General features: G+C 69.8%; 23 protein-coding genes and 1 other RNA gene. 4 read left to right on the forward strand and 20 right to left on the reverse strand.

The window, feature by feature from the left end:
• Positions 1-8: 8 nt before the first annotated feature.
• From BKA15_RS05930 to BKA15_RS05940, 3 genes are all read right to left on the reverse strand, one after another.
• Positions 9-404, reverse strand: a complete 396-nt coding sequence (locus tag BKA15_RS05930; RefSeq protein WP_179748946.1) for a VOC family protein — start codon at positions 402-404, stop codon at positions 9-11.
• A 194-nt stretch (positions 405-598) separates the two neighbouring features.
• Positions 599-969: a transfer-messenger RNA gene (ssrA, locus tag BKA15_RS05935) on the reverse strand.
• A gap of 122 nt (positions 970-1091) precedes the next feature.
• On the reverse strand, positions 1092-1697 hold the full coding sequence (locus BKA15_RS05940; RefSeq protein WP_179748948.1) for a DUF1707 and DUF4870 domain-containing protein: 606 nt from the start codon (positions 1695-1697) through the stop codon (positions 1092-1094).
• Between the two features lie 105 nt (positions 1698-1802).
• Here BKA15_RS05940 and BKA15_RS05945 point away from each other — a divergent pair, with 105 nt between their 5' ends.
• Positions 1803-2174, forward strand: a complete 372-nt coding sequence (locus BKA15_RS05945) for an FKBP-type peptidyl-prolyl cis-trans isomerase (RefSeq protein ID WP_179748950.1) — start codon at positions 1803-1805, stop codon at positions 2172-2174.
• 106 nt (positions 2175-2280) lie between these two features.
• Here BKA15_RS05945 and BKA15_RS05950 read toward each other — a convergent pair whose 3' ends face one another.
• The 8 genes from BKA15_RS05950 to BKA15_RS05985 all read right to left on the reverse strand — a co-directional run bounded on the left by BKA15_RS05950 (position 2281) and on the right by BKA15_RS05985 (position 14267).
• Positions 2281-4173, reverse strand: coding sequence for a DUF2207 domain-containing protein (locus BKA15_RS05950; protein ID WP_179748952.1), 1893 nt, complete (start codon positions 4171-4173; stop codon positions 2281-2283).
• 4 nt (positions 4174-4177) lie between these two features.
• On the reverse strand, positions 4178-4687 hold the full coding sequence (smpB, locus tag BKA15_RS05955) for an SsrA-binding protein SmpB (RefSeq protein WP_376766791.1): 510 nt from the start codon (positions 4685-4687) through the stop codon (positions 4178-4180).
• Positions 4688-4760: 73 nt separating this feature from the next.
• Entirely contained in the window at positions 4761-5831 is a 1071-nt protein-coding gene (locus BKA15_RS05960) for a Gfo/Idh/MocA family protein (RefSeq protein WP_179748954.1), read from the reverse strand.
• Positions 5828-6931 carry a Gfo/Idh/MocA family protein gene (locus tag BKA15_RS05965; protein WP_179748956.1) on the reverse strand — a complete coding sequence of 368 codons (1104 nt, stop codon included), beginning with the start codon at positions 6929-6931 and terminating at the stop codon, positions 5828-5830. Before BKA15_RS05965 ends, BKA15_RS05960 begins: the two co-directional genes overlap by 4 nt.
• 54 nt (positions 6932-6985) lie before the next feature.
• Positions 6986-8044, reverse strand: coding sequence for a tryptophan--tRNA ligase (gene trpS / locus BKA15_RS05970; protein ID WP_246322273.1), 1059 nt, complete (start codon positions 8042-8044; stop codon positions 6986-6988).
• Positions 8045-8160: 116 nt separating this feature from the next.
• Positions 8161-9969 (reverse strand): ABC transporter ATP-binding protein, encoded by a 1809-nt coding sequence (locus BKA15_RS05975; RefSeq protein WP_179748958.1) that lies wholly within the window; start codon positions 9967-9969, stop codon positions 8161-8163.
• Positions 9956-11785 carry an ABC transporter ATP-binding protein gene (locus BKA15_RS05980; RefSeq protein WP_312878838.1) on the reverse strand — a complete coding sequence of 610 codons (1830 nt, stop codon included), beginning with the start codon at positions 11783-11785 and terminating at the stop codon, positions 9956-9958. Before BKA15_RS05980 ends, BKA15_RS05975 begins: the two co-directional genes overlap by 14 nt.
• A gap of 64 nt (positions 11786-11849) precedes the next feature.
• Positions 11850-14267 carry a PEP/pyruvate-binding domain-containing protein gene (locus tag BKA15_RS05985; protein WP_179748960.1) on the reverse strand — a complete coding sequence of 806 codons (2418 nt, stop codon included), beginning with the start codon at positions 14265-14267 and terminating at the stop codon, positions 11850-11852.
• A gap of 147 nt (positions 14268-14414) precedes the next feature.
• Between BKA15_RS05985 and BKA15_RS05990 the strand changes: the two genes are divergently transcribed.
• The 3 genes from BKA15_RS05990 to BKA15_RS06000 are packed head-to-tail and all read left to right on the forward strand — an operon-like array spanning position 14415 to position 16424.
• Positions 14415-14963: a TetR/AcrR family transcriptional regulator gene (locus BKA15_RS05990; RefSeq protein ID WP_179748962.1), complete on the forward strand. Its 549-nt coding sequence runs from the start codon at positions 14415-14417 to the stop codon at positions 14961-14963.
• Positions 14947-15675, forward strand: a complete 729-nt coding sequence (locus BKA15_RS05995) for an ABC transporter ATP-binding protein (RefSeq protein ID WP_312878839.1) — start codon at positions 14947-14949, stop codon at positions 15673-15675. The genes BKA15_RS05990 and BKA15_RS05995 overlap by 17 nt, the downstream gene beginning before the upstream one ends.
• Complete coding sequence (locus BKA15_RS06000) at positions 15672-16424, forward strand: ABC transporter permease (RefSeq protein WP_179748966.1); 753 nt, start codon at positions 15672-15674, stop codon at positions 16422-16424. The genes BKA15_RS05995 and BKA15_RS06000 overlap by 4 nt, the downstream gene beginning before the upstream one ends.
• Here BKA15_RS06000 and BKA15_RS06005 read toward each other — a convergent pair.
• From BKA15_RS06005 to ftsE, 9 genes are all read right to left on the reverse strand, one after another.
• On the reverse strand, positions 16332-17087 hold the full coding sequence (locus BKA15_RS06005; protein WP_179748968.1) for a DUF998 domain-containing protein: 756 nt from the start codon (positions 17085-17087) through the stop codon (positions 16332-16334). The genes BKA15_RS06000 and BKA15_RS06005 overlap by 93 nt on opposite strands.
• 228 nt (positions 17088-17315) lie before the next feature.
• Complete coding sequence (locus tag BKA15_RS06010) at positions 17316-18911, reverse strand: ABC transporter permease (protein ID WP_179748970.1); 1596 nt, start codon at positions 18909-18911, stop codon at positions 17316-17318.
• A complete protein-coding gene (locus BKA15_RS06015; protein WP_179748972.1) occupies positions 18908-19804 on the reverse strand; it encodes an ABC transporter ATP-binding protein in 897 nt (298 codons plus the stop codon). Before BKA15_RS06015 ends, BKA15_RS06010 begins: the two co-directional genes overlap by 4 nt.
• Positions 19788-20489, reverse strand: coding sequence for a TetR/AcrR family transcriptional regulator (locus tag BKA15_RS06020; protein ID WP_179748974.1), 702 nt, complete (start codon positions 20487-20489; stop codon positions 19788-19790). The genes BKA15_RS06015 and BKA15_RS06020 overlap by 17 nt, the downstream gene beginning before the upstream one ends.
• 69 nt (positions 20490-20558) lie before the next feature.
• The gene (locus BKA15_RS06025; RefSeq protein ID WP_246322274.1) at positions 20559-21257 is read right to left on the reverse strand and encodes a potassium channel family protein; all 699 of its coding nucleotides are present in this window, start codon (positions 21255-21257) and stop codon (positions 20559-20561) included.
• Positions 21250-22644 carry a TrkH family potassium uptake protein gene (locus BKA15_RS06030; protein ID WP_179748976.1) on the reverse strand — a complete coding sequence of 465 codons (1395 nt, stop codon included), beginning with the start codon at positions 22642-22644 and terminating at the stop codon, positions 21250-21252. The genes BKA15_RS06025 and BKA15_RS06030 overlap by 8 nt, the downstream gene beginning before the upstream one ends.
• Positions 22645-22724: 80 nt before the next feature.
• On the reverse strand, positions 22725-24134 hold the full coding sequence (locus BKA15_RS36750; protein ID WP_179748978.1) for a M23 family metallopeptidase: 1410 nt from the start codon (positions 24132-24134) through the stop codon (positions 22725-22727).
• A gap of 236 nt (positions 24135-24370) precedes the next feature.
• The gene (ftsX, locus tag BKA15_RS06040; RefSeq protein ID WP_218871090.1) at positions 24371-25285 is read right to left on the reverse strand and encodes a permease-like cell division protein FtsX; all 915 of its coding nucleotides are present in this window, start codon (positions 25283-25285) and stop codon (positions 24371-24373) included.
• A gap of 48 nt (positions 25286-25333) precedes the next feature.
• A complete protein-coding gene (gene ftsE, locus BKA15_RS06045) occupies positions 25334-26017 on the reverse strand; it encodes a cell division ATP-binding protein FtsE (RefSeq protein WP_179748980.1) in 684 nt (227 codons plus the stop codon).
• Positions 26018-26119 lie beyond the last annotated feature (102 nt).

Below are 26119 nucleotides of genomic sequence, written 5' to 3' on the forward strand. Positions count from 1 at the left end.
AGCAACGGTCAGTCGACGTCGCCGAGAAGATCCCAAAGGTTGCCCCACGGATCGCGGAAGACCGCGACCCGTCCGTAAGCCTCGCGACGGGGCGGCCGCACCAGGTCGCACCCGGCCCGCTCGATCCGCCGCAACGTGCCGTCGAAGTCCTGGACGCGAAGAAACAGACCGACCCGCCCCGCGAACTGATGCCCGACGGCGGCGGCCTGCTCCGGACCGTCCGCACGAGCGAGTACCAGCCCCGGCCCGCCGTCCGGTGGCCGTACGACAACCCAACGCTTGGCCCGCCCGTCGGTCGTCGTGGCCGGCGCATCTTCGACCAGATCGAAGCCCAGGACCCCGGTGAAGAACGCGATGGCCACGTCGTAGTCGTCAACGATGAGCGAGAACAACTCCAGAGTCACGCCGCAACCCTAGGAGTCGCAGACCAGCGATCCGGCACAACGCAACTACCGAGGATGGGGGTCCGGCACCGAACGCAACCACACCGATGGGGGTCCGGGGACCTCCCCGGGCGGGGCCTGGGGGTTGCACCCCCAGAAAACAAACGAGCGAGATGCGTCCGCGCTGTTCGCGGACACACCTCGCCCTCTCGATCGGGTGGAGGTGGCGGGAATCGAACCCGCGTCCTCGAGCGACGAACCAGGTCTTCTCCGGGCGCAGCTGGCTCAGCGTTCTGCTCGGCTCCTGCACTCGCGCCAGCACGTTGCAGACAAGCCCAGTCTCAGTTGATGTCCCCGTACGGCCCTAAGACACAGCCGGTACAGGTGAGCCTCCTGAATGAGGCCAGGGTCCGGGACGGAGGCACGCCCGGTCTGACCCTTCGATCACTGCTCAGGCAGCGAGAGCGAAGTCAGTGCGCTTAGAATCGGCACTTATTGGTTTCCAAGGAGTCGTTTACGAGATGACCTTGGATCCTCGGCCCGCTTCTCCTGGAACTATCGTCCCAAGTCGAAACCGATCACCCCCTGTTGAGTTGTGCCTGCCTACTGTAGCTCAGTGGCCAACAGCCTGCATTACCTATTCCAACAAGCCGAAAGGCCGGCATGTTCCGCGCATGCCGACCTTTCTTGCTGAGCGAGCCGTGCGGCTCAGCGCTCCTTGAGCGCCTCGAGCTTGACCACCGACTTGACCGGGTTCCGCCAGTCCTCGCCCTGCAGCGCCTTGGCGCCGCCGACGATGGTCAGGACCAGCCAGCCGACGCCCATCAGCGGGAAGATCCAGTCGAAGATGTCGAACGGGACGAAGGTGCTGAGGATGCCCGCGACGATGAACGAGACCGTCGAGATCAGCTGGAAGTTGAACGCCTTGGCTGCTTCCTTCCGCGGATAGCTGCCCTCCCGGGACAGCGCGAAGAACAGCAGCGGGCCGAAGATCCAGAGGAAGAACACCGAGAAGTGCGCCAGACCGGCGACACCGCGGCCCGCCTGCTGCTTGGTCTCCGGCCGGATCATCGGCTGGTAGGCGGGATGGACGCCGAGCGCCTTGGACGTGCTGGGCACGTGGACGAGACCGAAGAAGGCCTCGTTGAGCTCGCGGCGGTTGGACGCCCCGATCACCTGGCCGATGCGACGGTCGAACTCCTGCTCGCTGATCCGTCCCTCGGCGTACGCCTCCTGCAGCCACTGTTCGGCGCGGTCCCGCTGCTCGTCGGTGACCGGCATCTTGAGGCTGGGGTGTTCGAATGCGGAAGTCATGGGGATAAGCCTGGTCGACTCGGGCCCACGGGACCATCGGGCACTCCCCTGACTGGTCCCGTGGTCCTCCGCGCGGGTACGAGGACGTACCCATAGGGTTTGCCCATGACCGAGAAACCCGAGATCGAATTTCCCGACGGACCGCCGCCGGCGGACCTGGAGATCACCGACATCACCGTCGGCGACGGTGCGGAGGCCGCGCCCGGCACCCAGGTGAGCGTGCACTACGTCGGCGTCGCCCATTCCTCCGGTGAGGAGTTCGACGCCAGCTACAACCGCGGTGCGCCGCTCGACTTCCCGCTCGGCGCCGGCCGCGTCATCCAGGGCTGGGACCAGGGCGTCGCCGGGATGAAGGTGGGTGGCCGGCGCAAGCTGGTCATCCCGCCGCATCTGGCGTACGGCGATCGCGGCGCCGGTTCCGCCATCGCCCCGGGCGAGACGTTGATCTTCGTGGTCGACCTGCTCGCCGTTCGCTGACCGACCCCGCCCGCCCTCCAGCCGCGACCGTTGCACGCGTCCGCGACCGATGCAACGGTCGCGGCGGCGAGGAACGGTCGCGGCTGCGGATCAGGGCGAATCCCGTTCACCAGCTGCCGCCGCCTCCGCCGCCACCACCGCCGCCGGAGAACCCGCCACCGCCGGAGAACGAGCTCCCGCCGCCGAAGCCGGTGCCACTGAAGCCGCTGCCGCCGCCGCTGGAGGGGACCGGGGTCGAGGCGCTGATCAAGGTGCCGGTGATGAAGCCGGTGTTGAAGCTGGACAGGCTGTGATAGCTGCCCGAGTACCAGTACGGCATCGTGTCGGGGATCCGGCCGAGCTGGACCATCCGGGCGCAGACCTCGGCCCACCGGTCGGCCAGGTTGAACGTGATCGCCCAGGGTAGGTAGCGGGAGAAGATGTCCTCGCCCTCCTCGAACCGCAACTGCTCGGCCTCGGCCGTCTCCAGGTAAGTCTTGAAGCCCTCGACCTGGTCGCAGACGGCCCGCCCGTCAGGGGTACGGCGACCGCGCCGCAGCTTGCTGCGCAGCACGATCAGCGTGATCACCAGCGGGGCCAGCGGGATGGCGATCCAGAACAGCGGGATGCCGACCGCGAACGCGCCGAAGGCGCCGATGACCACGGCACCGAAACCGACGCCGCCGGAGGTGCTCGCCGACGGCACCTTGAGGAACCAGCCGCGCTGGGTGACCTGGTTGCGGACCGCGGTCTGCATCGCGGTGTGCGCCTCGACCATCGTGCCCTGCGTGGACAGGTCCTTCATCGCGCCCGGTGGTTGACCGTCGAACAGCTTGCTCAGCAGGGTCATCTCGTGCGGCGCTGCGGCCCGGTTCGGGTCGACCAGGGTGACCCGGAAGTCTTCCGGGCCGTCGCTCTGCACGGTCAGCGCACCGCGGACTGCCAGGTCGATGATCGTCGCGGCGGTCTCCCGGGTGTCGACCTGCCCGTCGATCAACAGGCCCGCCTCGGCCACCGGGATCTTCGGCGGCGAGAACGCCACCGGGATCTCCATCTTCGGGTCGTGCTGGACCACCGGTGCGGTCTGGCCGGCCAGCGGCACGGTGCCCGGCGCCAGGCCGCCGTAGCGCTGGTCCTGCCCGTTCTTGCGCCACCACAGGTAGCCGATGATCGGCGGCGCGATCATCACCACGGCTCCGAGCAGACCGAGCAAGCCGAACATGATCATCTCGCCGGTGGTCAGCTTCGACGCGTCGGGTTCGAGGTGCGGCTGATTGTCGGTGATCAGTCCGGGCTTGATCATGACGGCGATGGTCAAGCCGTCACCTGAGTAGAGCTTGGCCTGGGCGAAACTCGCGGTCGAGGCGGTCTTCTTGGACTGCTGGTCGCACTCCTCCTTGCTGGTCGGCGGGCCGACGTAGCAGTTGGTGTCCTGGGCGCCGCCGGGCACGGTTGCGGTGATCGTGATGTCGTTGATGGTCGCCGACCAGCCGGTGCCGATGGCATCCCAATACAGCTCGTCGTAGCTGCCGCTGGTCCGCATCGCTCCGCGGATCTCGTACGTGATCACGTACGTCTCGGAGCGGTCCACCGTCTCGTCGGGGTCACCGATCCGGACCCGGGTCTCCACGGTCCGGCCGCTGTCCTCCTCGCTGGTCGACTCGCTGTACTGGGTCGCGGCGCCGGTCGGGCTCTCCACGGAGATGATCTTGAGGTCGTAGACGGCGTCGTTCTCGTCGTCGTACTTCTCCCGGGTGACGAACCGGCGGTCGATGCCGTGCCGCCCCGAGCTGCCGAACTCGTAGTCGATGGTCTCGGTGACGTGCAGGACGCCGGCCTCGTCGACCTTGTAGTCGATCTGGTACGCACTGATCTCGTCGCTCGCGGCCCAGGCCCGCCCGGCCGTGGCCAGCGCCAGCCCGGCCACCAAGATCAGCGCCGCGAGGATCAAGATCAATGATCTTGGGACCGGTGTGACGACCTCGGCCCGGACCCTGGTCCTGCTCGCGACCCGCCGCATCGACTCATTCACCCCTGTTCCGGGCCGCGAGGGCCCGTTCGGCTTCCCGCCGCGACTCCCGTTCGGCGATCGAGTGACGTTTGTCGTACTCGCGCTTACCGGTCGCGACCGCGATCTCCACCTTGGCATAGCCGGAGACGAAGTAGATGGACAACGGGACCAGTGTTGTCCCGCTGGAGGTCAGGTCCCGCTCGATCCGGCTGATCTCGCGCCGGTTCAGCAGCAGCTTGCGGGTCCGGCGGGCGGCGTGGTTGGTCCAGGTGCCGTGGCTGTATTCCGGGATGTGCGCGGCGCGCAGCCACACCTCGCCGTCGTCGACGGTCGCGAACGCGTCGGCCAGCGAGGCGCGGCCTTCGCGAAGCGCCTTGACCTCGGTCCCGGTGAGCACCAGGCCCGCCTCGTAGGTGTCGCCGATGGCGTAGTCGTGGCGCGCCTTGCGGTTCTGCGCCACCATGGTCCGGCCGGACGAGTCCTTGCCCGCCTTGCCGTTCTTCGTCGTCTTCTTCGCCATCATCCGTTCCTTGCCGTGGTACGTCAGTCTGCAAGAGTATCCGGCGGGCGGTCGGGGCTGTCGAAGCGTTTCCAGGTCAGCGCAGGGCGCCGACCGTGCGCGGGTCGACCGGTCGGCCGGTGTGGCTCGACTCGATCGCGGCGAAGCAGAGCCGGAGCCCGGGCAGAGAGGTCCCAGCGGCGTTCGAGGGGATCTCGCCGTCGTGCACGGCGGCGAGCAGCTCGGCCATCGTGCCGTGCATCCCGTGACTCCACCAGGTGCCGTCGAGGTCGACGTCCGTCGCTCCCTCGGCGGTGGTCACCATGGCCGACGTCCCGCCGAGCGACTGTCCCTGATGGGTGATCACGCCGGCCTCGCCCTCGATCCGGTACCGGCCGGTCTCGGCGAAGTGGCTGGCGCCGCGGAACAACAGCGTCGCCTGGCCTTGATCGAATTCGATCAACACCGAGGCGACGGTCGGTACGTCGATCACCTGTCCGGCCACCGACCCGGTGCGGGCGATCACGGACCGCGGCTCGGCATCGGCGAACACCTGGGCGACGATGTCGAACCAGTGGATGCCGAAGTCGTACAAGATCAGATCCGGCATCCTCGAGAACACCGGGTCGTGCTGGACGCCGCGGTCGTGCGGCCAGTAGACGGCGAAGTCGGCCGAGCTGACCCGGCCGATGGTGCCCGCCCGGACGGCAGCGAGCAGGAACCCGAAGTGCGGTGCCCAGCGGCCGTTCTGGTTCACCGCGAGCAGTCGGCCGGCCTGCTCGGCGGTCTTGATCAACTCCTCGCCCTCGGCCAGGTCGCGGACGAACGGCTTCTGGCTCAGCACGTGCTTCCCCGCGGCCAGGGAACGCCGGACCAGCTCCGGGCGGACGTCGACGTGGGTCGCGATGTCGATCACCGCGATGTCGTCCCGGGCCAGCAGCTCGTCGAGATCGGTGTACACGTCGGCCTCGGGGAAGAACTCGTCCCGGCGGGCGATCGCCTTCTCCGCCTGGTGATCACAGAGGGCCAGCACCCGGTAGCCGGCCGCCCGATAGGCGGTCAGGTGCATGCCGCTGATCCCGCCGGTGCCGACGACGGCGATGCCGAGCCGCGGTCCCCGTTCCGGCTTGGGCGCGTAGTCCAACGCCGCCAGGTCCGGCCCGGTCATGGCGTGACCTGCCCGTCGGTGAGGGCGACCTCGGCCCCGGTCCGTACGCTCTCCCGGGCCGCGTCGACGATCAGCTGGCCGCCGCGGGAGATCTGCCAGGAGGTCGGACCTTCGATCGGCAGGCTCTGCTCCAGTCTGCTGATCAGGTACGCCAGCGCCGACCGGTCCTCGGGCTGCAGCACGTCGACGGCGATCGCGGTCGGGGTCGGCTCGTCGACGGTCTGGACGTGGACCTCGGCGGCGTAGTCGAGGCTCATGATCGTTCCACGGTCCCCGACGACCACGAAGCCGTGCTGGGGCTGGCCCTGGATCGTCCACGGGTCGGTGAAGGAGCCCCACTTGGTCTGGAACACGGACAGGCCGGTGGCGTAGCGGGCGATCACGACCGACTGTTCGTCGACCTCCAGTCCGGGCGGTCCCCACGCCCGGGCGGTGACCGCGGTCGGCAGCACGCCGTCGCGATACCAGGTGGCCAGCGTGGTCCCGTACCCGAGATAGTCCAGCAGCGATCCGCCGCCGGCCTCGGCCGAGTACCACCAGCTGCCGTTCTTGGCCGCGAGTTGATCAACGTCGGCCTTGCCGTGGACATGGTTCAGCGGACCCCGGTTGCCGTTGTAGTAGTGCACCTCGCGGACGTCGCCGATCAGACCCTCGTCGATCAGCCGCTTGGTGGTGCGGTGCGGCGGATACCAGGCCAGCGGCCAGTTCACCGACAGCGTCGGCACCCGCCGCTCCCCCGGTGCCTCGGCAACGGCCGTGATCATCGCGTCGGCCGCCTCGAGCGACACCGCGAACGGCTTCTCCAGCACGACGTGGATGTCCTCGCGGGCCAGGCGCTGCACCAGTGAGAGGTGATCACGGGTGGTGGAGCAGACGATCACGATGTCCGGCCGGGCCTCGGCGAGCAGCGCGTCGAGGTCGGCGTAGCGCAGGGTACGGTCGACGCCGAGATCGTCCGCGACCGGCTCGACCTTGGCCGGGTCCGGGTCCCAGACGCCGACCAGCTCGGCCCGGGGATGGGTGAGCGCGAGCGCGATCTGGTCGCCGGCGTGCATGTGATCGAAGCCGGCGACGGCGACGCGCCAGACTGGCAGCGGCATGGGAGGACTCCTTCGCTCGGGTCGCACCAGCCTAATGGCGCCTAACGATCCCTTCTAAAGGCCGATCGCCTGCCGGGCGGCGGCCAGCACCGGCTCGGTCACCGCTCGGGCCCGTTCGGCGCCGGCGGCAAAGATCGCGTCCACGTCGGCCCGGTCGAGGCTCCGGTACGCCCGCCGCAGCGGTTCCAGCTCGGCGAGCACGGCGTCGATCACGCCCTGCTTGAGCGAGCCCAGGTCCGCATGATCGTTGATCACGGTCTCGATCGTGCAGTTCCGGCAGCCGGCGGCGATCTCGATCAGGTTGGACACGCCGGGACGCCGCTCCGGGTCGTAGCTGACCTCCCGCTCGGCGTCGGTGACCGCACGTTTGATCTTGCGGGTGATCACGTCCGGCGGGTCGAGCAGGAACAGGACCCCGCTGACCGCGTCGTTGGACTTGCCCATCTTCTCGGTCGGGTGCTGCAGGTTCATCACCCGCGCGGCCACCGGCGGGTTGATCACCTTCGGCACCACGAACACCTCGCCGTAGCGCCGGTTGAACCGGATCGCCAGGTCCCGGGTGATCTCGACGTGCTGGCGTTGATCATCGCCGACCGGCACCTCGGCCGCCCGGTAGAGCAGGATGTCGGCCGCCATCAGCGCCGGGTACGTGAACAGCGAGACCCGGGTCTCGGGCCGGCCGCGGCCCTTGTCCTTGTACTGGATCATCCGGCCGAACTCGCCCATCGTGGCGGTGCACTCGAGAAGGTACTGCAGGCCCAGGTGAGCCGGCACCTCGCTCTGCCGGAACAGGCTGTTCCGGTCCGGATCGACACCGGCGGCGACCATGATCATCGCCAGCTCGTCGGTGCGGGCGCGCAGGGTGGCCGGGTCGTGCTCGACGGTCATCGCCTGCAGGTTGGAGATGCCGAAGAAGCCCTCGCCGGCGGAGTCGCGGATCGGGCGCAGGGCGCCGAGATAGTTGCCCAGCGTGAGCGCTCCGGTCGGCGTCAGCAGGCTGAGCCGGCGCGCCGGCTCCGGCGCCGGGGCAGCGATCTCGGGCTCGGTGACGGTGGTCTCGGTCATGATCGTCTTCTCGCTTCCGGTGGTGCCCGCCCGCCGGTACGTGATCATGAGAACAGCCGCCCGGGATGCGGGCGGCTGATGGATTTTCGTACGCAGGAGTCAAGGGCCGCCGCTCAGGCGGACCGCCACTGCCCTGTCATACGCATACCGCGAGGATAGCAGGATCAGCGGTAGCCACTGGCCTGGATCCGGTAGAGCTCGGCGTACTGCCCGCCGAGCGCCATCAGGTCGGCGTGGCTGCCGTGCTCGGCCAGCCGGGAGCCGTCCAGCACCAGGATCAGGTCGGCCATCCGGACCGTGCTGAACCGGTGCGAGACCAAGATCGTGATGCCCCCGTCGCTCCGGCCCGCGGCCGATTCGGCATAACGCTCAAAGAGTTCGTGTTCGGTCTCGGCGTCCAGGGCGGCGGTCGGTTCGTCGAGCACGGTCAGCAGCGGGCCGGTCCGCATGAAGCCGCGGGCCAGGGCCAGCTTCTGCCACTGCCCGAAGCTCACCTCGGCGCCGTCCGGCCAGGTCGGGCCGAGCTGGGTGTCGAGTCCGTACGGCAGCCGGTCCAGCACGTCGCCCGCCCCGGCCCGGCGGACCGCCCGGACCACGGCCGGTTCATGATCGACTTCGGGCAGGTCGCCCAGCCCGACACTGGTCCGGGCCAGGAACTCGAACCGGTAGAAGTCCTGGAAGCTGCCGGCCAGCCGTTCCCGCCAGCGGTCCGGGTCGATCCGGGCCAGGTCGGTGCCGTCGACCAGGACGCTGCCGGCGGACGGGCGGTAGAGGCCGCAGAGGAGCTTGACCAGGGTGGACTTGCCGGCGCCGTTCTCCCCGACGATCGCGATCACCGCGCCGGCCGGCAGCTGCACCGAGACGCCGTCCAGGGCCAGTCGGTCGGCCCCGGGATAGCGGAACGAGACGCCCCGCAGCTCGATGCCGGAGTCCAGTCGTTCCGGGGCCGGCAGGTCAGCGCCGGACACCTGGCTCGCCGCGTACCGCTCCAGCCAGACCAGCCGCCGGGAGCCGTCCAGCCAGGTGCCGCGGAGGAAGCCGATCTCACCGACCGTCGCGCCGATGTAGCTGGACAGCCGCGCGCCGGCGGCCATGATCAACAAGACGTCGCCCACCGGCGAGCCGCGCAGTACGACGAACACGATGGCGCCGACATAACCGATTCCGAAGACCGCCCAGGCCACGGCGTGGGCCGCCGCCGTACCCCAGCGGGCGGCGGCGACCGGCCGGAACCAGCGCTCCCATTCGCTGCGCCGGCGGGCGACCAGGTCGGGCCCGATCCCGGTCACCCGGACCTCCTTGCCGGCGGCGGCCGTGGTCGCGGTGCTGAACAGGTGCTCGGCCAGCCGGGTGTGCCGGGCCACCCGCTCCTCCACCCGGCGCTCGACGGCGGGCCGGATCGACGAACTGAACACCGGCGGCAGCCCGAACAGCAGCAACAGGAGCAGCAGCGGATGCACGGAGACGAGCAGGCCGAGGGTGACCACCAGGCGTAGGATCCAGCCGAGCGTCCCGAGCACCGACATGTACATGTGGTCGAGCACGAACACCTGGTTGCGCAGCACGGCCAGGCGGTCCAGATACTCCTGCCGCTCGTGCAGTTCGATGCCGCCGATCGACGCCTGCAGGGTCGCGACGTGCGCCTCCAGGCCGACCGTCACCTTGTCCCGGAACCGCCGGGTCAGCCGGGTGCTGAGCACCCGGAGCAGCCAGCCGGCCGCGACCGAGGCGGCCATCAGCGACACCGAGACCATGATCATCATGCCGTCGCGTGCGATGATCGCGTTGCCGAGCCACTGCAGCCAGAGCGCGAGCAGCGCGTCCGGCAGGGCCGCCAGCAGGGTGATCCCGAGCGAGACCAGCAGCAGGACGGGTTCGTGGGAGTAGCCGAGCCGGAACAGGCGCCACATCGCCGCCAGCGCGGGCGGAAGCTCGTCCGGGTCCGGGCCGTCGCCGCGGTCAGCCGAGGACATCGAACGCCACCCCCTCCTCGTCGAAGCCGGCGTCGAAGCGCCGCGCCTGCAGCTGATACATCGTGCGGTAGCGCCCGCCGAGCGTGATCAGCTCGTCGTGGCTGCCCTGCTCGATCACTCGGCCGTGCTCCAGGACGCAGATGCGGTCCGCGAGCCGTACCGTCGAGAACCGGTGCGAGATCAGGATCGTGGTCGCCGAGCGGGTCGCCGCGAGCACCCGCTCGAAGATCGCCAACTCTCCCCGGACATCCAGCTGGGCGGTCGGTTCGTCCAGCAGCACCAGCCCGGCACCGGTCCGCACCGCGTGCAGCGCCCGGGCCAGCGCGACCCGCTGCCACTGGCCGCCGGACAGGTCGGTGCCGCCCGGATAGCCCTTGGCCAGCACGGTGTCCAGCCCGGCCAGCCCGTCCGCGCCCGCCGCCGTGAGCGCGGCCCGCAGCTCGTCGTCGGTGGCCGGCCCGGCCGGCGCGACGTTCTCCCGCAGCGGCAGCTCGAACCGGACGAAGTCCTGGAACACGGCCGTGATCCGCTGCCGCCAGGCGGCCAGGTCGAGGTCGCGGAGGTCGACGCCGTCCACCTCGATGGAGCCGTCGTCGGGGTCGTACAACCGGCAGAGGAGCTTGGCCAGCGTCGTCTTGCCGGCGCCGTTCTGGCCGACGATGGCGAGCGAACCGCCGGCCGGGATGGTGAGGTCCAGCCGGTCGAAGATCAGCCGGTCGGTGCCGGGATAGCGGAACGTCACGCCGCGGAACCGGATCTCCCGCACCGGGGCGTGACCGGCAGGCACCTGCGGCGTCGCCGTCGGCCTCGCCAACGCGCCGCGGTCCCGCATCGCCCCCTCCAACCGAAGCACCGCGGCGACCGGCGCGGCGGCACCGTCGAGGGCCCAGTTGAGACCGCCGAACGCGATCAGGCTGACCCCGACCGCGCTCTGGGCGAACACCACGATCCGGTCGATCGTGAGCCCGCCGGTGACGCCGGCGAGGCCGAGCGCGCCGAACACCGCGGCGTTGCCGGCCAGCACGATCAGCAGGCAGAGCAGGACCGACTTCTCCCGCAGCCGGGTGGCCCGGTACTGCAACTCGAACAGCCGCTGCCGCCGGGCGACGAACCGCTCGACCACCCAGCCGGCCAGCCCGAACAGCCGCAGTTCCTTGGCCGGGGCCGGGTCGGTCGCCAGCCGGTACGCGTAGTCGGCGTGCCGCTGCGCCGCCCGTACCTCCGGCGTGTTCCGGTCGGACCAGACACCGCTCTCCCGGAGCAGCCAGTGGGTGGCCGCCCAGCAGGCGACGAGCACCAGCGGCGCCCACCAGGCGAACCCGACCAGGACGATCGCCGACGCCACGCCGCCGATCAGACCGAGCAGCCCGGCGGCGATGAAGTCGACGTTGAGGAACATCGGCGGCCCGGTCATCCCGCGGTCGAACTCGCGGGCCACGGTCAGGTCCTCAGCGAGCGCCGGGTCCTCCAGGTGAGCGATGCCGGGCGGCTCGACGCAGGTCCTGGCCAGCGTGTCGTTGAGCCAGGCCGAGACGCGGCTGCCGAGGTTCATGCTGACCGCCTGCAGCACCGGCGGCAGCAGCTGCATGACCAGGAACAGCACCCCCGCGAACAGCAGCGGCCCGACCAGCGAGCCGCCGCCGGCGACCACGCCGACGACCACGCCGGTGGCGATCGCGAACACCGCCGGCACGATCCCGCTGAGCAGCAGCAGGGTCCACCACAGCACAGTGAGCGGCAGGTCGGCCTTCGGCAGCACCCCGAAGAACTTCCACTCCTGCCGCTCCCGGAGCCGGGCCAGCGGTGATTCGGTCACGCTGCTCACCCTGCCACCGCCCGCCGACAGTTGGATTGGAAAAATCCGCAGACCCGGTGCGGGCTCAGTCGGCGACGCGGACGGTCCCGGAGCTTCCGTCGACCGTCACGGTCCGGCCGTCCAACAGTGTGGTCGCCCGCGGCACGCAGATGACGGCCGGGATGCCGTACTCGCGCGCGACGGTCGGACCGTGCGCCATCGGCGACCCGGTCTCGGTGACGAGTCCGCCGGCGGTCAGGAACAGCGGCGTCCAGCCCGGGTCGGTGGTGACCGCGACCAGGATCTCCCCGGGCGACAGGCGTGCCGTGGCCGGGTCGTGGACGACCCTGGCGATGCCGGTCACCGTGCCGGCCGCCGCGGGCATGCCGACCAGGACGCCCTCCTCGCCGCTGGACGCTGCGGACGGGAGGTTCTCCGGCATCGTCCCGTCGGACAGCAGCACGCCGGGCACCCGGGGCCGTCGGCTCTCCCGGAGATGGTCGGCCCGGCGCGCCGCGGCCAGGCTCCGCTGGTCGGTGCCGGCCGCGGCGGCCGCGGCCTCCTCGAGGGTGAGGAACCACAGGTCGTCCGGCTCGGCGAGCCGGCCGCGGCGGGTCAGTTCGGCACCGGCCTCCTGCAAGTGCTGCCGTACGGTCTGCAACGGGAAGAGCCAGATGAACTTGGGCAGTTCCCGGAGTCCGGCGAGGGCGCGGGACCGCCGCAGCAGCCAGCCGGCCAGCGCACCTCGGAGCGGCCGGGTCCGCAGCGCCCGCCCCACCAGGAGGTCGAGCGACTGCTCCGCCTCGGCGGCGGCCCGGGCGAATCTGACGTCCGGACCCTGCTCCGGGTCCTCGACCCGCAGATAGCCGGCGATCGCGGCGAACAGCGGCGCCGGGTCCTCCGCCCAGCGGGCCACGCCGACGTCGATCTCGGCAGCGCCGCGATGCCCGTAGCTCTCCAGGAACCGGCCCAGGCCGATCTCCGGCAGCTCGCCGGCCCGGAACCGCCGGGAGAGCTCGACCGGTGCGGTGGCGCGAAACAGGTCGCGGTGCGCCCGCGCCGACTGCGCCACCTGCCACAGGCGCAGATCCATCTCGGTGGTCACGTTGTACGGCATCCCGCGCTGGGTCGCGTCGATCTCGCCCGGACCGGCGATCGGGCCGAGCAGCGCGGCGGCGATCCGGCTCGAGGACAGCCCCGCGTACAGCGGCGGCAGCAGGGCCATCATCGGTCCGCCGAGCACCCAGTCCTGGGCGTTCGCCGCTGCCGTGATCAGTCCCGCCGCGTCGGCCGGACGATCGTCCGCGGCGTGGGCCTCGCGGGCCTGGTCGCGGAGGCGGCGAGCCTGCCGGCGGGCCCGGGCCGGCATGATCAACGCGGCCACCGACCCGGTGAGCAGGCCGGGCACCATCTTCGCCGCGATCTTCGTGATCGACTTCAGGGGCAGCTTCCGGCCGGTCTCGGGCGCCAGCCGCGGATCCTCGAGCAGGCGAGTCGCGGCGCCGGCGACGCCGGGGCCGTAGATCTCCAGCATGGCCGGGATCCGTGGCCGGAATCGGCGATCCCGGAACATGAACGTGAGATCGAGGAACATCCGGCCCGCGATCGACACCACGGCGTCCCGGGCGCCGGACAGCCCGTACGCCTCGAACCAGTGATCGGCGGCCCGGGTCAGCACGGACATGCCCATCGGGGTCACCGGCGCCCGCAGGCCCTGCAGGTGGCCGACCTCGAGGAACACCCGCAGCCCGCGGCCGTCCTCATCCGGGACCGGGAACAACGTGGTGATCGGCCGGGCCTGCAGCTGCCACAGCAGTCCGTCGCGATCGTAGGCCCACTCCAGGTCCTGCGGGGCACCAAGATCACGTTCGATCCGCCGGCCGGCCTGGCGCAGTTCTTCCAACTGGGACAGGGAAAGGCAGCCGTGCCCGGCCGGCCGGTCACCGTCGTGCAGCTCGTAGTGATCGGTCGCCCCGGTCCCGTCGACCACGCCGGTGCCGAGCCCGGGGACGGCGTCGATCACCAGCTCCGTCCTGGTCCCGGTGATCGGATTCGCGGTGAACGTCACGCCCGCAGCGACCGGATCGATCATGCGTTGCACGATCACCGCCATGGCGGCCGGGCCGCCGGCGTGACCGCGCGCCTCGCGATAGGCGATCGCCCGCGGCGACTGCAACGAGGCCCAGCAGGTACGGATCGCGGCGAGCAGCGCGTCGCCGCCCTGCACGCCCAGCACCGTCTCCTGGACACCGGCGAAGCTGGCATCGGGCAGGTCCTCGGCGGTGGCACTGGACCGGACCGCGACCGGGCCGCCGCCCAGCTCCCGATAGGCCGAGAGCACCGCAGCGGCAGGGATCCGATCGCTCCGGTACGTCTCGGTGGTGACGCAGAACCCGTCCGGGACCCGTTCCCCGGACTTGATCAACTTGCCCAACCCGACGGCCTTGCCACCCACCAGGTCGAGTTGATCATCGTCGAACGCGGACAGCGCAACGATCTCCATCGGAAGCCTCCTCAAGACGCGCGAACATCAGCTCTGCGCCGACCAGGCTTCCCGGCACTCCGATGATCAATTTACACCCGGTGATCACGAGGCGTCGACGGGTCGGCCCGAGTTGCCTCCCGAAATGTTAGTGACTAACATCAGACCGTGAGCAAGCGCGAGCGAACCAGGCAACTGCTGCAGTCGGCCGCGCTGGACCTGTTCCTGGACAAGGGATTCGATGCGACGACCACCCGTGAGATCGCCGAACGGGCCGGCGTGACGGAGATGACTCTGTTCCGCCACTTCCCGACCAAGGAGTCCCTGGTGCTGGACGATCCGTACGATCCGGTGATCGCCGACGCGATCCGGAATCGGCCGCGCTCCGAGTCACCGATGCGGGCGGCCGTCGCGGGCCTCGGGCAGGCCTGGGCGAACGTCCCGGAGGCCGGCGTCGCGGCGCTGCGCTCCCGGCTCCGGATCCTGGCCGAGGCGACCACGGTCCGTGATCTTGGACGAAGTGTCGATCGGACGAGGGCCGCGGCGGCCGCCGCCCTCGTGGATCGTGGCGTTCGGCCCCGGGACGCCCTCGTGGTCGCGTCGGCCGTGATCGCCGGGCTGAGTTCGGCGTTGCTCGCCTGGGCCCGTTCCGAGGATGACCTGGCCGAGACCATCACGTCGGCGCTGGCCGTGCTGGGCGGTGAACGGGGTGCTTGAACTGGCCGGCGTGTCCCGGTCGTTCCGGGGCGGGGCCGGGGTGTCCGACCTCGCGCTGCGGGTCGAGCCGGGTGAGATCGTCGCGCTGGTCGGGCTGAACGGCGCGGGTAAGACCACGCTGATGCGGCTCGCCCTCGGCATGCTCCGGCCCGACCGTGGCACGGTGACGATCGACGGGGCGTCGTTGCAGCGGCTGCCCGGCCGGGTCTGGGCCCGGGTCGGGCACCTGGTCGAGGTCCCGCTGGCGTACCGGGAACTGACGGTCCGGCAGAACCTCGCGCTCACGGCACGCCTGCATGCGGCCGGGCCGGACCGGGTGGGGGTCGCCCTGGCGACCTGGCACCTCGGCGACCTGGCCGACCGGCGGGTCGGGCGGCTGTCCCTGGGCAACCGGCAGCGGGTCGGCCTGGCCGGGGCGCTGCAGCACCACCCGGAGTTGATCATCCTGGACGAGCCGAGCAACTCGCTCGACCCGGCCGCCGTGCTGGTCCTGCGGGACGAGCTGCGACGCCACAGCGACCGCGGCGCGGCGGTCCTGGTCAGCAGTCACCACCTGGACGAGGTCTCCCGCATCGCGGACCGGATCGTCCTGATGAACGCCGGCCGCCTGATCGGTGACCTCGACCCGGCCGGGCAGGACCTCGAACGGGCCTTCTTCGCGCGCATCCACGCCGATGATCAACAACGTCGAGCGGAAGGTGATCATCGATGAATGCCGCCTTGGGTACGGAAGCGACCAAGCTCACCCGGTCGCTGGTCGGCGTGATCAGCACCGCCGCGATCATCGGCGGGATCCTGGCTCTGATCGGCGGCATCACCGCGGCCGTCGCGGCCGGCAACCCGGAACTGACGGCCAAGCTCGGCCGGTCGGCCACGCTCGACTGGGCCGGCCTGCTGGCCTCGTCCGCCCAGATCACCGCTGCGGGAGCGTTCGGCGGCTTCGGCATCGTGCTGGCCTGGATGTTCGCCCGCGAGTTCACCGACGGAACGATCACCGGCCTGTTCGCCCTGCCGGTCGGCCGGGGCACCATCGCCTCGGCCAAGATCATGATCTATCTCGGCTGGGCGGTCCTGGTCAACCTGCTGACGGTCACCGGACTGATCATGATCGGGTTGCTGCTCGGCTACGGCGCCCCGACCGAGGCCGACTGGCAGGGCCTCGGCCGCCAACTCGTCCTCGGAACACTGACCGCGACGCTCGCTCTCCCGGTCGCCTGGATCGCCACCGAGGCCCGATCTCTGCTGGCCGGTGTCGCGGTCACGGTCGGCCTGGTCGTCGTCGGGCAGGTGGGAGTGCTGGCCGGCGCCGGGGGCTGGCTCCCGATCGCCGCGCCGGCTCTGTGGGCCCTCGGTCGGGGAACGGGAGTCTCAGCGGCCCAGTTCGGCGTCGTCGCCCTGTTCGTGATCGTGTTCGCCGTCCTCACGGTGCGCAGCTGGGTCCGGCTCCAGCTGGACCGGTGACGTGGTCGACCGGCTGCGGTGCCACCGGCTGACCGAGACGGCGAATGCCGCGGCCCAGCCGAAGCCGACGACGAACGACACCAGTTCCAGCAGGCCGGCCGGCCCGGTGCCGACGACACCGCGTTGGATCAGCCGGTACACGACTCCGGCCGCAGTCGCGGTGCCGGCAACGATGATCGCGGAACCGAGCGAGAACCAGCCCCAGGCTCGGCGGCCGGCCCGGCGGAACCAGCGGCCGGCGGCGATGCCGCCGCCGATCAGCCCGGCGAACATCAGCCCGCCGCCGACCTGGTGCACCACGGCGGCCGGGGTCATCGTCGCCGGCTCCGGCAGGCCGGGCGGGAAGCCCAGCGCCGGATCGGTGGGCGCGATCCCGGCCAGCACCAGGCCCAGCGCCAGGACGCCGAACCACCGCGGCACCCATACCGAGCCGCCCGGTGCCCGCAGCGTCCGCCCGATCACGACGGCGAACCACGCGAAGAGGGCGCCGCAGACGACGAACGTGATCTGGACCGGCCAACCCTGCTGGCCGGTGCCGAGCTGGCTGACACCGTGCCGTACGCGGTCGTACCCGGAACGGATCGTCCCGTCGACGACGACCACCGCCAGCAGCAGCGGCCCTGCGAGCACGCCGGTCAGAAACGGCGCCCCTGATCTGATCATGGACGCTCGGGCTCGGCGTCGTGGACCGCCACAGGCGCAAGTCCGGCGGCGGCGAGCGCCTGCCCGGGGGCCACGAACGGTTGCACATCGCCGCGCGTGCCCATCGTCATGATCAAGACTTTCACGAGACAGCCTTTCAGCGAACAAACCATCGATCGCCGACCAGGCTTCCCGGCACGCCACCTCGAACCTTAGACCCCGCGGCAGCGAACCGCACCTCGGTTGGGCTCAGACCGCCAGGTCCCGCCGGCGGAAGGTGATCATGGTGGCGACGATCAGCACCGCAGCGAGGGCGGTGAGCGCCAGGTAGTCGACGGCGCCCGATCCGTACGCGGGACTGACGTGGGAGAACGGAGAGACGGCCCGGAACACCCACTCGGGCAGCACGTAAGCCTTGACCGCGACCTCGGCGGTCACGCCGATCGCCAGTCCGGCCCAGCCGATCACGGTCGCCGCGCGCGGGACCAATCCGAACGCGACAGCGGTGACGCCGATGATCACCCAGATCGCCGGCGCATAGCGGAGAGTGTGCCCGAGCAGGCGCACCAACTCACCGGCCAGGTCACCGCCGCTGAGGCCACTGCCGAGGCCAAGCCCGGCGCCGAGCGCGGCCAAGATCAACACCGGAGCGACCGCGGCGAAGCCCAGGTGCGCCGCCACGAAGCGATGCCGCGACACCGGCCCGGAGAGTATGGTCTCGGCGGCGCCGCCGGCTTCCTCACCTCGGAGCCGCAGCGTGGTCATCACCCCGTACATGCCGACCACGATCGCCATGGCCCCGATGATGTAGGTGAACAGCGCGTCGGCCACGTCGTCGGTGTTGATCATTCTGGCGAAGTCGATCACCCAGGGCGAGCCCGCGTAAGCCCCCATCGCCCCGGACCCGACAGCGCCCATGATCACGCCGAAGGCTGCTGCGCCCACGACCCAGGTGATCAACATCGCCCGGCCGAGCCGCCACACCAGACCCAGCGGACCTCGCAGGGAGGCCGGAGCGTGCCCGTGACCGGCTCGCGGCGGCACCAGGCCCGCCCCGAGGTCACGCCGGGCGGACAGCGCGTAGGCGCCGGCGCCGGCCAGCAGAATCGCGGCCGTGACCAGCGCGAAGATCCACCAGCGTTCGCCGGCGAACGGACGGGTGTTCTCCAGCCAGCCGGTCGGCGTCAGCCAGACCAGCCAGGCGGCGGCGTCGCCGCCCATCGCTCCGATGCCCCGCAGCAGGTGCAGCGCGTAGAACAGGGCGAACCCGCCGATGGCCGCGACCCGGGCGTGCTGGGCCAACTGGGCCAGTACGGCGGTCGACGCCGCCGTCAGCCACAGACTGCAGCCGATCACCAGGCCGAAGCAGAGCGAGCCTGCCGGCGGAAAGCCGGCCGCCGACAGCACGGCGGCCAGCACGGCCGTGATCAGGACGCCGCAGCCGAACATCACCGCGAGGACGGCGGTGAGCGGGGCGTGCCGGCCGACCCCGGTGGCGCCCAGCAGTTCCCGGCGGCCGGTCTGTTCCTCGGCCCGGGTGTGCCGGGCCGTCATCAGTGCGGCGCCGAGTGCGGCCAGCATGGCCGCCACCGGTGCGGCCCGTTGCACCAGGACCGCGCCGAGACTCGTACCGAAGAGTTGACCCTGGAACAGCAGGAACATCGGAGTGGCGGCGACCTCGTCGAACCGGGCCTGTCGGGAGGCCTGGGTCGGATACACCGTTCCGGCGGTGGCCACCCACTGCAGGACGGTGACGGCGATCGCCCCGAGCCATACGGGCAGGATCACCCGGTCCCGGCGCAGGATCAGCCGGACCAGTCCCCCGGTGCCGGCCAGGCCGGTCATGACGCGACCGCCGCGGACGGTGCCTCGTAGTGCCGCAGGAACAGGTCCTCCAGAGTGGTCGGCTGGACCACGAGGCTCCGAGTCCCGAGCGACCCCAGCGCCGTCAGCAGCGGATCGAGTTGATCATGGTCGACTTCGCAGCGGAACCGCGATCCGTCAACCTCGACCGCGTGGACCCCCGGCAGGTCCCGCAGCGGCGACGCTGAAGCAGCGAGCTCGGCGCTGACGGTGGTACGGGACAGGTGCCGCAGCTGCGCCAGCGTCCCCGACTCGACGGTCCGTCCGTCCCGGACGATCGTCACCCGGCCGCACAGCGCCTCGACCTCGGCCAGGATGTGGCTGGACAGCAGGACCGTCCGGCCCTGCCGGCTCTCCTCGGCGACCACCTCCCGGAACACCGATTCCATCAGCGGGTCCAGCCCCGAGGTCGGCTCATCCAAGATCAACAACTCTGCCTCGGCGGCGAAGGCGGCGATCAGGGCGACCTTCTGCCGGTTGCCCTTCGAGTACGTACGGCAGCGGCGCCGCGGATCGAGAGCGAAGCGATCCACCAGAGCCGACCTACGCCGCCGACTCAGCCCGCCACGCATCCGCCCCAGCAGATCGATCACCTCGCCGCCGGTGAGCGACGGCCAGAGCGTCACATCGCCCGGCACGTAGGCCAGCCGGCGGTGCAACGCGGTCGCGTCCGCCCAAGGGTCGCCGCCCAGCAGGCGAACCCTGCCGGCATCGGCACGCAGCAGACCGAGCAGGATCCGGATCGTCGTGGTCTTCCCGGCCCCGTTCGGCCCGAGGAAGCCGTGCACCTCGCCGGGTTCGACCGTCAGCCGCAGACCGTCCAGCGCCCGGACCGGCCCATAGGTCTTGACCAGGTCATCAATCAGCACGGCCATCGCCGGACCTCCTGCCGTGACGCTTCTGTTCCTCGAGCCGACGCTGGGCGACGACCGAGGTACGAATCTGCTGACCGACCTCGGAGCCCACGAACTCGCCCATCGCCGCATAGAGGTCGAGGATGGCCAGCGGGACAGAGGAATCGGCTCGACCCAGCGGATCCACTCCGAGCCGGCGCGCCAGGTGCCGGTGCAGGACGATCGTGCCGCTGTGCATCGCCGCCATCACCGCCGCGACGGCCTTCACCTGCGCCGAGCCGGCCTCGAACCGGTCCGGAAAGGTGTGCGCCAGGAATTCCTCCGCCCCGGCGGCCAACTGATCGAACACGTACGCCGCCGCCGGGCCGTCGTCGACGGCAACCCGGGCCAGGTAGCGCAGCAAGGGCGGGCTCGACCCCTGCAGCGCCGACAGGAAATCGGGATCGCCCAACTCCCCCTCGACGGCCGCGGTCGTCAGGTCCCGCCGGAACGCCTCGATCACCGCCTCGTCACAGGCCTGACGCAGTGCCTCCTTCGTCCCGAAATGGTGTTGGACGAGGCCGATCGACACTCCCGCCCCGGCAGCCACCCGCTTCATCGTGGTTCCGGTGAAGCCGTGCTCGGCGAACTCCGCCAGGGCCGCATCCCGAATCCGGGCGCGTCCGGTCAGGTCCTCGACCGGACGGCTTCCGGTGTCAGCATCCATGACCGTGACAATATCATCATATTGTTTCCAATATCTATGTACTGTCAGCAGTCGTTCCGCTGAACAGCGCTACGAAAGCTGGCCGAAGGCCTCCGCGTTGCGGATCGGTCCGGTGACCAGGATCGTGTCGCCGGCGTGCAGCACCGTCTCGGCCGTGGCGTAGGTCCACGGCTGGCCGGGCCGGCGGAACGCGGTCACGGTGACACCGTGGCGGGCTCGGACCTGGGTGTCGCCCAGAGCCTTGCCGAGGAGTTCGGCGTTCGGGGTGGTCTTGACCAGGGCGAAGTCCTCGCCGATCTCGATGTAGTCCTGCATCCGGCCGCGGACCAGGTGGGCGACCCGCCGGCCCATGTCCTTCTCCGGGTAGATCACGTGATGCACGCCGAGCTGCTCCAAGATCGATCCATGAGCGTCGCTGACCGCCTTCGCCCAGATCTCCGCGATCGAGAACCGCAACAGCAGTGACGTGGTCAACAGGCTCGCCTCGATGTCGGTGCCGATGCCCACGACGGCCCGGCCGAACTGCGGAACGGCCAACTGCCGCAGGGTCTCCTCCTTGGTCGCGTCCGCCTGGACGACGTGGGTCAGCTGCCCGTTGAGGCTCTGCACGATGTCCTCGTCGCCGTCGATCCCGAGCACCTCGGCACCGGTTTCCATCAGTTCCAGGGCCAGCGCCTGCCCGAACCGGCCCAGGCCGATGACCACGACGGCGTCGGAATGATCGAGGTTCGTCGGACCGGTGCCGCCGAACAATGTGAACTTAGCCAATGATCGGCCTTTCCTTCGGGTACTCGTAGGAGCGTTGACGCCCGCGCAGGGCCAGCGCGGTGGCGAACGTGATCGGCCCGACCCGGCCGATGAACATCAGCACCACCAAGATCAACTGGCCGGCGGCGGGCAGGCCGGCCGTGATGCCGGTCGACAGGCCGACGCTCGCGAAGGCCGAGGTGACCTCGAACAGGACCTGGTCCAGCGAGTAGTCGGTGATCAGGAGCAGGACCAGGGTGCTGATCACGACGAGGGCCACCGCCAGCAACGCGACCGCGATCGCCTGCCGGTGCACGGCCCTCGACAGCCGCTTGCCGAACACGTTCACCGCGCCCTCGCCGCGGATCTCGGTGACGATGATGAACAGCAGGACGGCGAAGGTGGTGATCTTGATGCCGCCGGCGGTCCCGGCCGGCCCGCCGCCGATGAACATCAGGACGTCCATGCCGAGCCAGGTGGCGCTGTCCATGGCACCGATGTCGATGCTGTTGAAGCCCGCAGTACGAGTCTGCACGGCCTGGAAGAACCCGGCCAGGAGCTTGCCGGGAACCTCCAGCCCGCCGAGCGTCCGCGGGTTCGACCACTCCATGGCCGTGATGAAGACCGTGCCGCCAACCAGCAGGACGACGGTGCCCGCGATGACCAGCCGCGTGTTCATCGTCCACAGCCGCGGCGTTCGGGCGTGCCGGCGCAACTGCATGATCACCGGGAAGCCGAGCCCGCCGATGATGATCGCGCCGCACATGGTGAGCCCGTTGACGGGATCGGTCACGTACTCGATCATGTTGCTCGAGAAGAGTGAGAAGCCGGCGTTGTTGAACGCCGACACCGCGTGGAACACGCCGAGCCAGACGGCCTCGCCCGGGCTGCGGCCGTACCCGATGAGGAACCGCACGGTCAGAATGAGCGCCACCACGGCCTCGATCGTCACCGAGATCTTGACGACGCCGAACACGACGGCGCGCACCTCGTCCAGGCCGAGGCTCTTCGCCTCGGTCGCGGTGGTCAGCGTTGATCGGTACGACATCCGGCGGAGCACGGCGATGCCGATCACGGACGCGAACGTCATCACGCCGAACCCGCCGACCTGGATCAGCGCCAAGATCACCACATGGCCGAAGGGCGTCCAGTGACTCGGCGTGTCGACCGTGATCAATCCCGTCACGCACAGGGCCGACACGGCGGTGAAGAGAGCTTCCAGCGGCGAGGCGCTGCCGACGCCGGACCGGGCGTTCGGCAGCATCAACAGGCCGGTTCCGATCACGCCCGCCGCGAGGAAGCCGATGAAGATCGTGCGGGCGGGCCGGACCGCGGGCAGCCGGCCCCGGAACCGGGGCAGGCGACCCGTGGCCGCCCTGAGCTGGGACCGGGTGTCCGTTCGCCGCATCACCACGTCCTACCGGGTTCCGGGTCGGGCCGGACTCCCGGCCCACGGCCAGCCACCGTACCGGCGTCGCGTAGGTCTGGTCAGAACCAGGACATCGGATTCTTCAGATCGCCATCCAGCCAGACCATCAGGTGCAGGTGACAGCCGGTCGAGTAGCCGGTGCTGCCGACATAGCCGATCACCTCACCCTTCTCGACCCGCTCGCCGACGCCGACCGTGTAGCGGATGGCGTGGTTGTAGGCGGTGGTGACGTACCGGCCGTCCACCCTGCCGTGATCGATGATCAGGCGGTTGCCGTACCCGGAGTTGTAGTAGCGCTCCTCGACCCGGCCCTGGTACGGGGCCCGGATCGCGGCGCCGCAGCCGGCGCCGAAATCGGTCCCGTCGTGCAGCTTCCAGTAGTGCAGCACCGGGTGGAACCGCATCCCGTACGGCGACGTGATCGGCGCCGAGACCGGGAAGTCGAAGCCGTGCGACGCGGACGAGGTGGACGACTTCTTTTTCTTCTTCGGTTTCTTCTTCTTCGGCTTGTCGTCGTTGTCGTCGTTGTTGTTCGAGTCGGAGTTCCGCTCCGAGCGCTCGGCCTCCTCGCGCTCGGCGCGAGCCCGGGCCTCGGCGGCCTTCTTCCGCTTCTCGGCGGCGATCCGGGCGGCGCGCGCGGCGGCGGCCTTGCGGGCTGCCTCGGCCTTCTCACGGGCGATCCGCTCGGCGATCCGCTTCTCCACGCTCTCCCGCTCCGCGACCTGCTGCTGGTACTGCTGCTTGTCGGCAGCGAGCTGGTCGGACGCGGCGGCCTCGGCGGCCTGCTTCGCGTTCAGCAGCGAGGCGACCTCGTCGGCCTCGGACTGCGCCCTTGCCTCCAGCTCGCGCTTCACGACCAGGTTCGCGGCGGCGGCCTTGCGGTCGGCCTGATCCTGCTTCTCGATGTCGGTCTGCTTGGCCCGCGCCGCGTTGAGGGCGCGCTGGGCGTCGGTCAGCTCGAGGATCTGGGCGTTGGAGGTCTCGATCATGGTGTGCGACCACTGCATCCGGGTCTGCAGGTCGGACAGTGAGGTGCTCTCGACCAGCAGCGCGATCGGCAGCAGGTTGGTCTGCTGCTGGACCTGCTGGCGGACCACCGCGGTGGCCTGCGCCTCCTTCCGGTCCAGCTTCAGCTGGCCGGCCTCGACGGCCGCCTTCGCGGCCTTGAGCGCCGCCTGGGACTCCTTGAGCTTCGCGGCCATCTGCTGGTCGACCCGCGTGGCCTCCGCCAGCTCGGCCTGCGTCCTGGCCAGCTTGGCCTGGGCGGCCTCGACCGCGGCCTGGGCCTGCTCGACCGCGGCGACCGCGTTCTGCAGCTGCTCGCTCGATTCGTTGAGCTGTTGTTTGGTCTGCTTGAGCTGCGCCTCGATCTTGGCCTTCTGGTCGTCAAGATCGTCGGCGGTCGCGAACCCGCTCGGCAGCGCGACCGCGACCGCGGTCGCGACCACGATCACGAGCCAAGCCCGCACGCGGCGAGTCAGCGGCGAGAACGGCCGCCGAGTGGCGAGTCGACCGGCGCCGCCTGGGGCGGACGCCTGTTTCGGCCGGGCGAAGCGACCATCATTCTTCGGTGCTTCGCTGTCGCCCGGAACGCCCTTTCGGGCGTAGGGAAGATCCGGAACCACAGCTTTCCCCAATCACAGATTTTCGATTTTCGCCGCCCAGCCCCGATTCTGAGAGCGTTCGTGAGAATGCGACCTTCAGATCACACTCTCAAGTACTTTCTGGTCGTTATCAGCGTGGGAATGATAGACAGAAGCAGCCCGACGATCGCAACCCCTCCCATGGCCAGGAGGGTCTGCCGCGACCCAATCCAGGGTAAACCCTCGAGTGAGGGTTGAGCCCGTTGGGTGATGATGAAGTAAACACCTGTTGCGAGTGTGACGCATGCGAGAGCCGCTCCGATGAGGGCGGAGACGATCGCTTCCAACAGGAAGGGCAGAGTGATATAGAGGTTGCTCGCTCCGACCAGCCGCATGATGCCGATTTCCCGGCGCCGCGCGAAAGCCGCCAATCGAATGGTGTTTCCAATTTGCAGAGCGGCCGCCACCAGGAGCAGAGCGGACGCCACAATCGCGGTCCATTGCAGCAAATTCAGCCATTGGAAGAACGGCTCGAGAATCTTGCGCATGTCCTGCACGTTGTCGACGCCGGGCAATCCGATGACGGCACTCACGACGCCCTCGTAGTGCTCCGGGTTCTTCAGCTTCACCCGGAACGACTCCTGCATGTCCTGCTCGGTCAGCACGGCGCCCAGCGGGTTGCCGCGGTACGCCTCCTGGTAGTCCGCGAACGCCTCGGCCTTGGTCTCGAAGTAGACGCCGCCCTCGGCGACCTCGGGGTTGGACGTCAGGGTCCGCTCGATCTCGTCCTTCTGAGACTGGCTGATGTCCTGCCCCGGCGTACACATCTGACCCCGGGTGTCCTTGGTGCAGAGGAAGATCGAGATCTCGATCTTGTCGTACCAGCGGTCCTTCATCAGGTCGATCTGCTGACTGGCCAGCAGGCCCGAGCCGAACAGCGACAGGGAGACCCACATGGTCATGATGACCGCGAGGGTCATCGTCAGATTGCGCCTCAGCCCGTTCAGGGTCTCGGAGACGATGTGGCGGAAACGCATCAATCAACCTCAATCACGAAACACGTCCAGTAACACCGGGAGCCGGGCTCAGTATCCGTAGACACCACGGCTCTGATCCCGGACCACGATCCCCTCGTCCAGCTCGATCACGCGCTTGCGCATCTGGTCGACGATGGTGGAGTCGTGGGTGGCCATCAACACCGTCGTATCCGAACGATTGATCCGGTCCAGCAGTTTCATGATCCCGACACTGGTGGCCGGGTCGAGGTTTCCGGTCGGCTCGTCCGCGATCAGGATCTTCGGCCGGTTCACGAACGCGCGGGCCACCGCCACCCGCTGCTGCTCGCCGCCGGACAACTCGTCCGGCATCCGGTCGCCCTTGCCGTCGAGGCCGACCAGGTCGAGCACCTCGGGGACGACGCGGCGGATCACCGAGGCCGGCTTGCCGATCACCTGCAGCGCGAACGCGACGTTCTCGTGCACGGTCTTGTTCGGCAGCAGCCGGAAGTCCTGGAACACGGTGCCGATCTGGCGCCGCATGCTCGGGATCTTCCAGGAATGCAGCCGGTTCAACTCCCGGCCGGCGACGAAGACGCGGCCGGTGGTCGGCCGCTGCTCACGCAGGATCAGGCGGAGGAAGGTCGACTTCCCGGAGCCCGAGGCGCCGACCAGAAAGACGAACTCGCCCTTCTCGATCTCGACGTCGACCTCGTTCAGTGCGGCCCGGCGTTGGTTGTCGTAGACCTTGGAAACACTCTCGAAACGAATCACAGTTTGCGCCTCGGCCGGGCTAGACGATCTGAGCGCGCCGCATTGACGGCACCGGGAACCGGCCGGGGTCGAGTCTAGGTGACCTTTTCGTGATCCAAGACC

Origin of the sequence: Microlunatus parietis (assembly GCF_013407955.1) — a bacterium.
GTDB classification, from domain to species: Bacteria; Actinomycetota; Actinomycetes; order Propionibacteriales; family Propionibacteriaceae; genus Microlunatus; species Microlunatus parietis.

What these genes read in the sequence shown, in the direction of transcription:
- BKA15_RS06030 (WP_179748976.1), bottom strand. Translation starts at nt 22,644, where the DNA reads ATGCGGCGAACGGACACCCGGTCCCAGCTCAGGGCGGCCACGGGTCGC.
- BKA15_RS05950 (WP_179748952.1), bottom strand. Translation starts at nt 4,173, where the DNA reads ATGCGGCGGGTCGCGAGCAGGACCAGGGTCCGGGCCGAGGTCGTCACA.
- BKA15_RS05975 (WP_179748958.1), bottom strand. Translation starts at nt 9,969, where the DNA reads ATGTCCTCGGCTGACCGCGGCGACGGCCCGGACCCGGACGAGCTTCCG.
- BKA15_RS06010 (WP_179748970.1), bottom strand. Translation starts at nt 18,911, where the DNA reads ATGACCGGCCTGGCCGGCACCGGGGGACTGGTCCGGCTGATCCTGCGC.
- trpS (WP_246322273.1), bottom strand. Translation starts at nt 8,044, where the DNA reads ATGATCACGTACCGGCGGGCGGGCACCACCGGAAGCGAGAAGACGATC.
- BKA15_RS05960 (WP_179748954.1), bottom strand. Translation starts at nt 5,831, where the DNA reads ATGACCGGGCCGGACCTGGCGGCGTTGGACTACGCGCCCAAGCCGGAA.
- smpB (WP_376766791.1), bottom strand. Translation starts at nt 4,687, where the DNA reads ATGATGGCGAAGAAGACGACGAAGAACGGCAAGGCGGGCAAGGACTCG.
- BKA15_RS05965 (WP_179748956.1), bottom strand. Translation starts at nt 6,931, where the DNA reads ATGCCGCTGCCAGTCTGGCGCGTCGCCGTCGCCGGCTTCGATCACATG.
- BKA15_RS05940 (WP_179748948.1), bottom strand. Translation starts at nt 1,697, where the DNA reads ATGACTTCCGCATTCGAACACCCCAGCCTCAAGATGCCGGTCACCGAC.
- BKA15_RS05985 (WP_179748960.1), bottom strand. Translation starts at nt 14,267, where the DNA reads ATGGAGATCGTTGCGCTGTCCGCGTTCGACGATGATCAACTCGACCTG.
- BKA15_RS06015 (WP_179748972.1), bottom strand. Translation starts at nt 19,804, where the DNA reads ATGGCCGTGCTGATTGATGACCTGGTCAAGACCTATGGGCCGGTCCGG.
- BKA15_RS06005 (WP_179748968.1), bottom strand. Translation starts at nt 17,087, where the DNA reads ATGATCAGATCAGGGGCGCCGTTTCTGACCGGCGTGCTCGCAGGGCCG.
- ftsX (WP_218871090.1), bottom strand. Translation starts at nt 25,285, where the DNA reads ATGCGTTTCCGCCACATCGTCTCCGAGACCCTGAACGGGCTGAGGCGC.
- BKA15_RS06000 (WP_179748966.1), top strand. Translation starts at nt 15,672, where the DNA reads ATGAATGCCGCCTTGGGTACGGAAGCGACCAAGCTCACCCGGTCGCTG.
- BKA15_RS06020 (WP_179748974.1), bottom strand. Translation starts at nt 20,489, where the DNA reads ATGGATGCTGACACCGGAAGCCGTCCGGTCGAGGACCTGACCGGACGC.
- BKA15_RS05945 (WP_179748950.1), top strand. Translation starts at nt 1,803, where the DNA reads ATGACCGAGAAACCCGAGATCGAATTTCCCGACGGACCGCCGCCGGCG.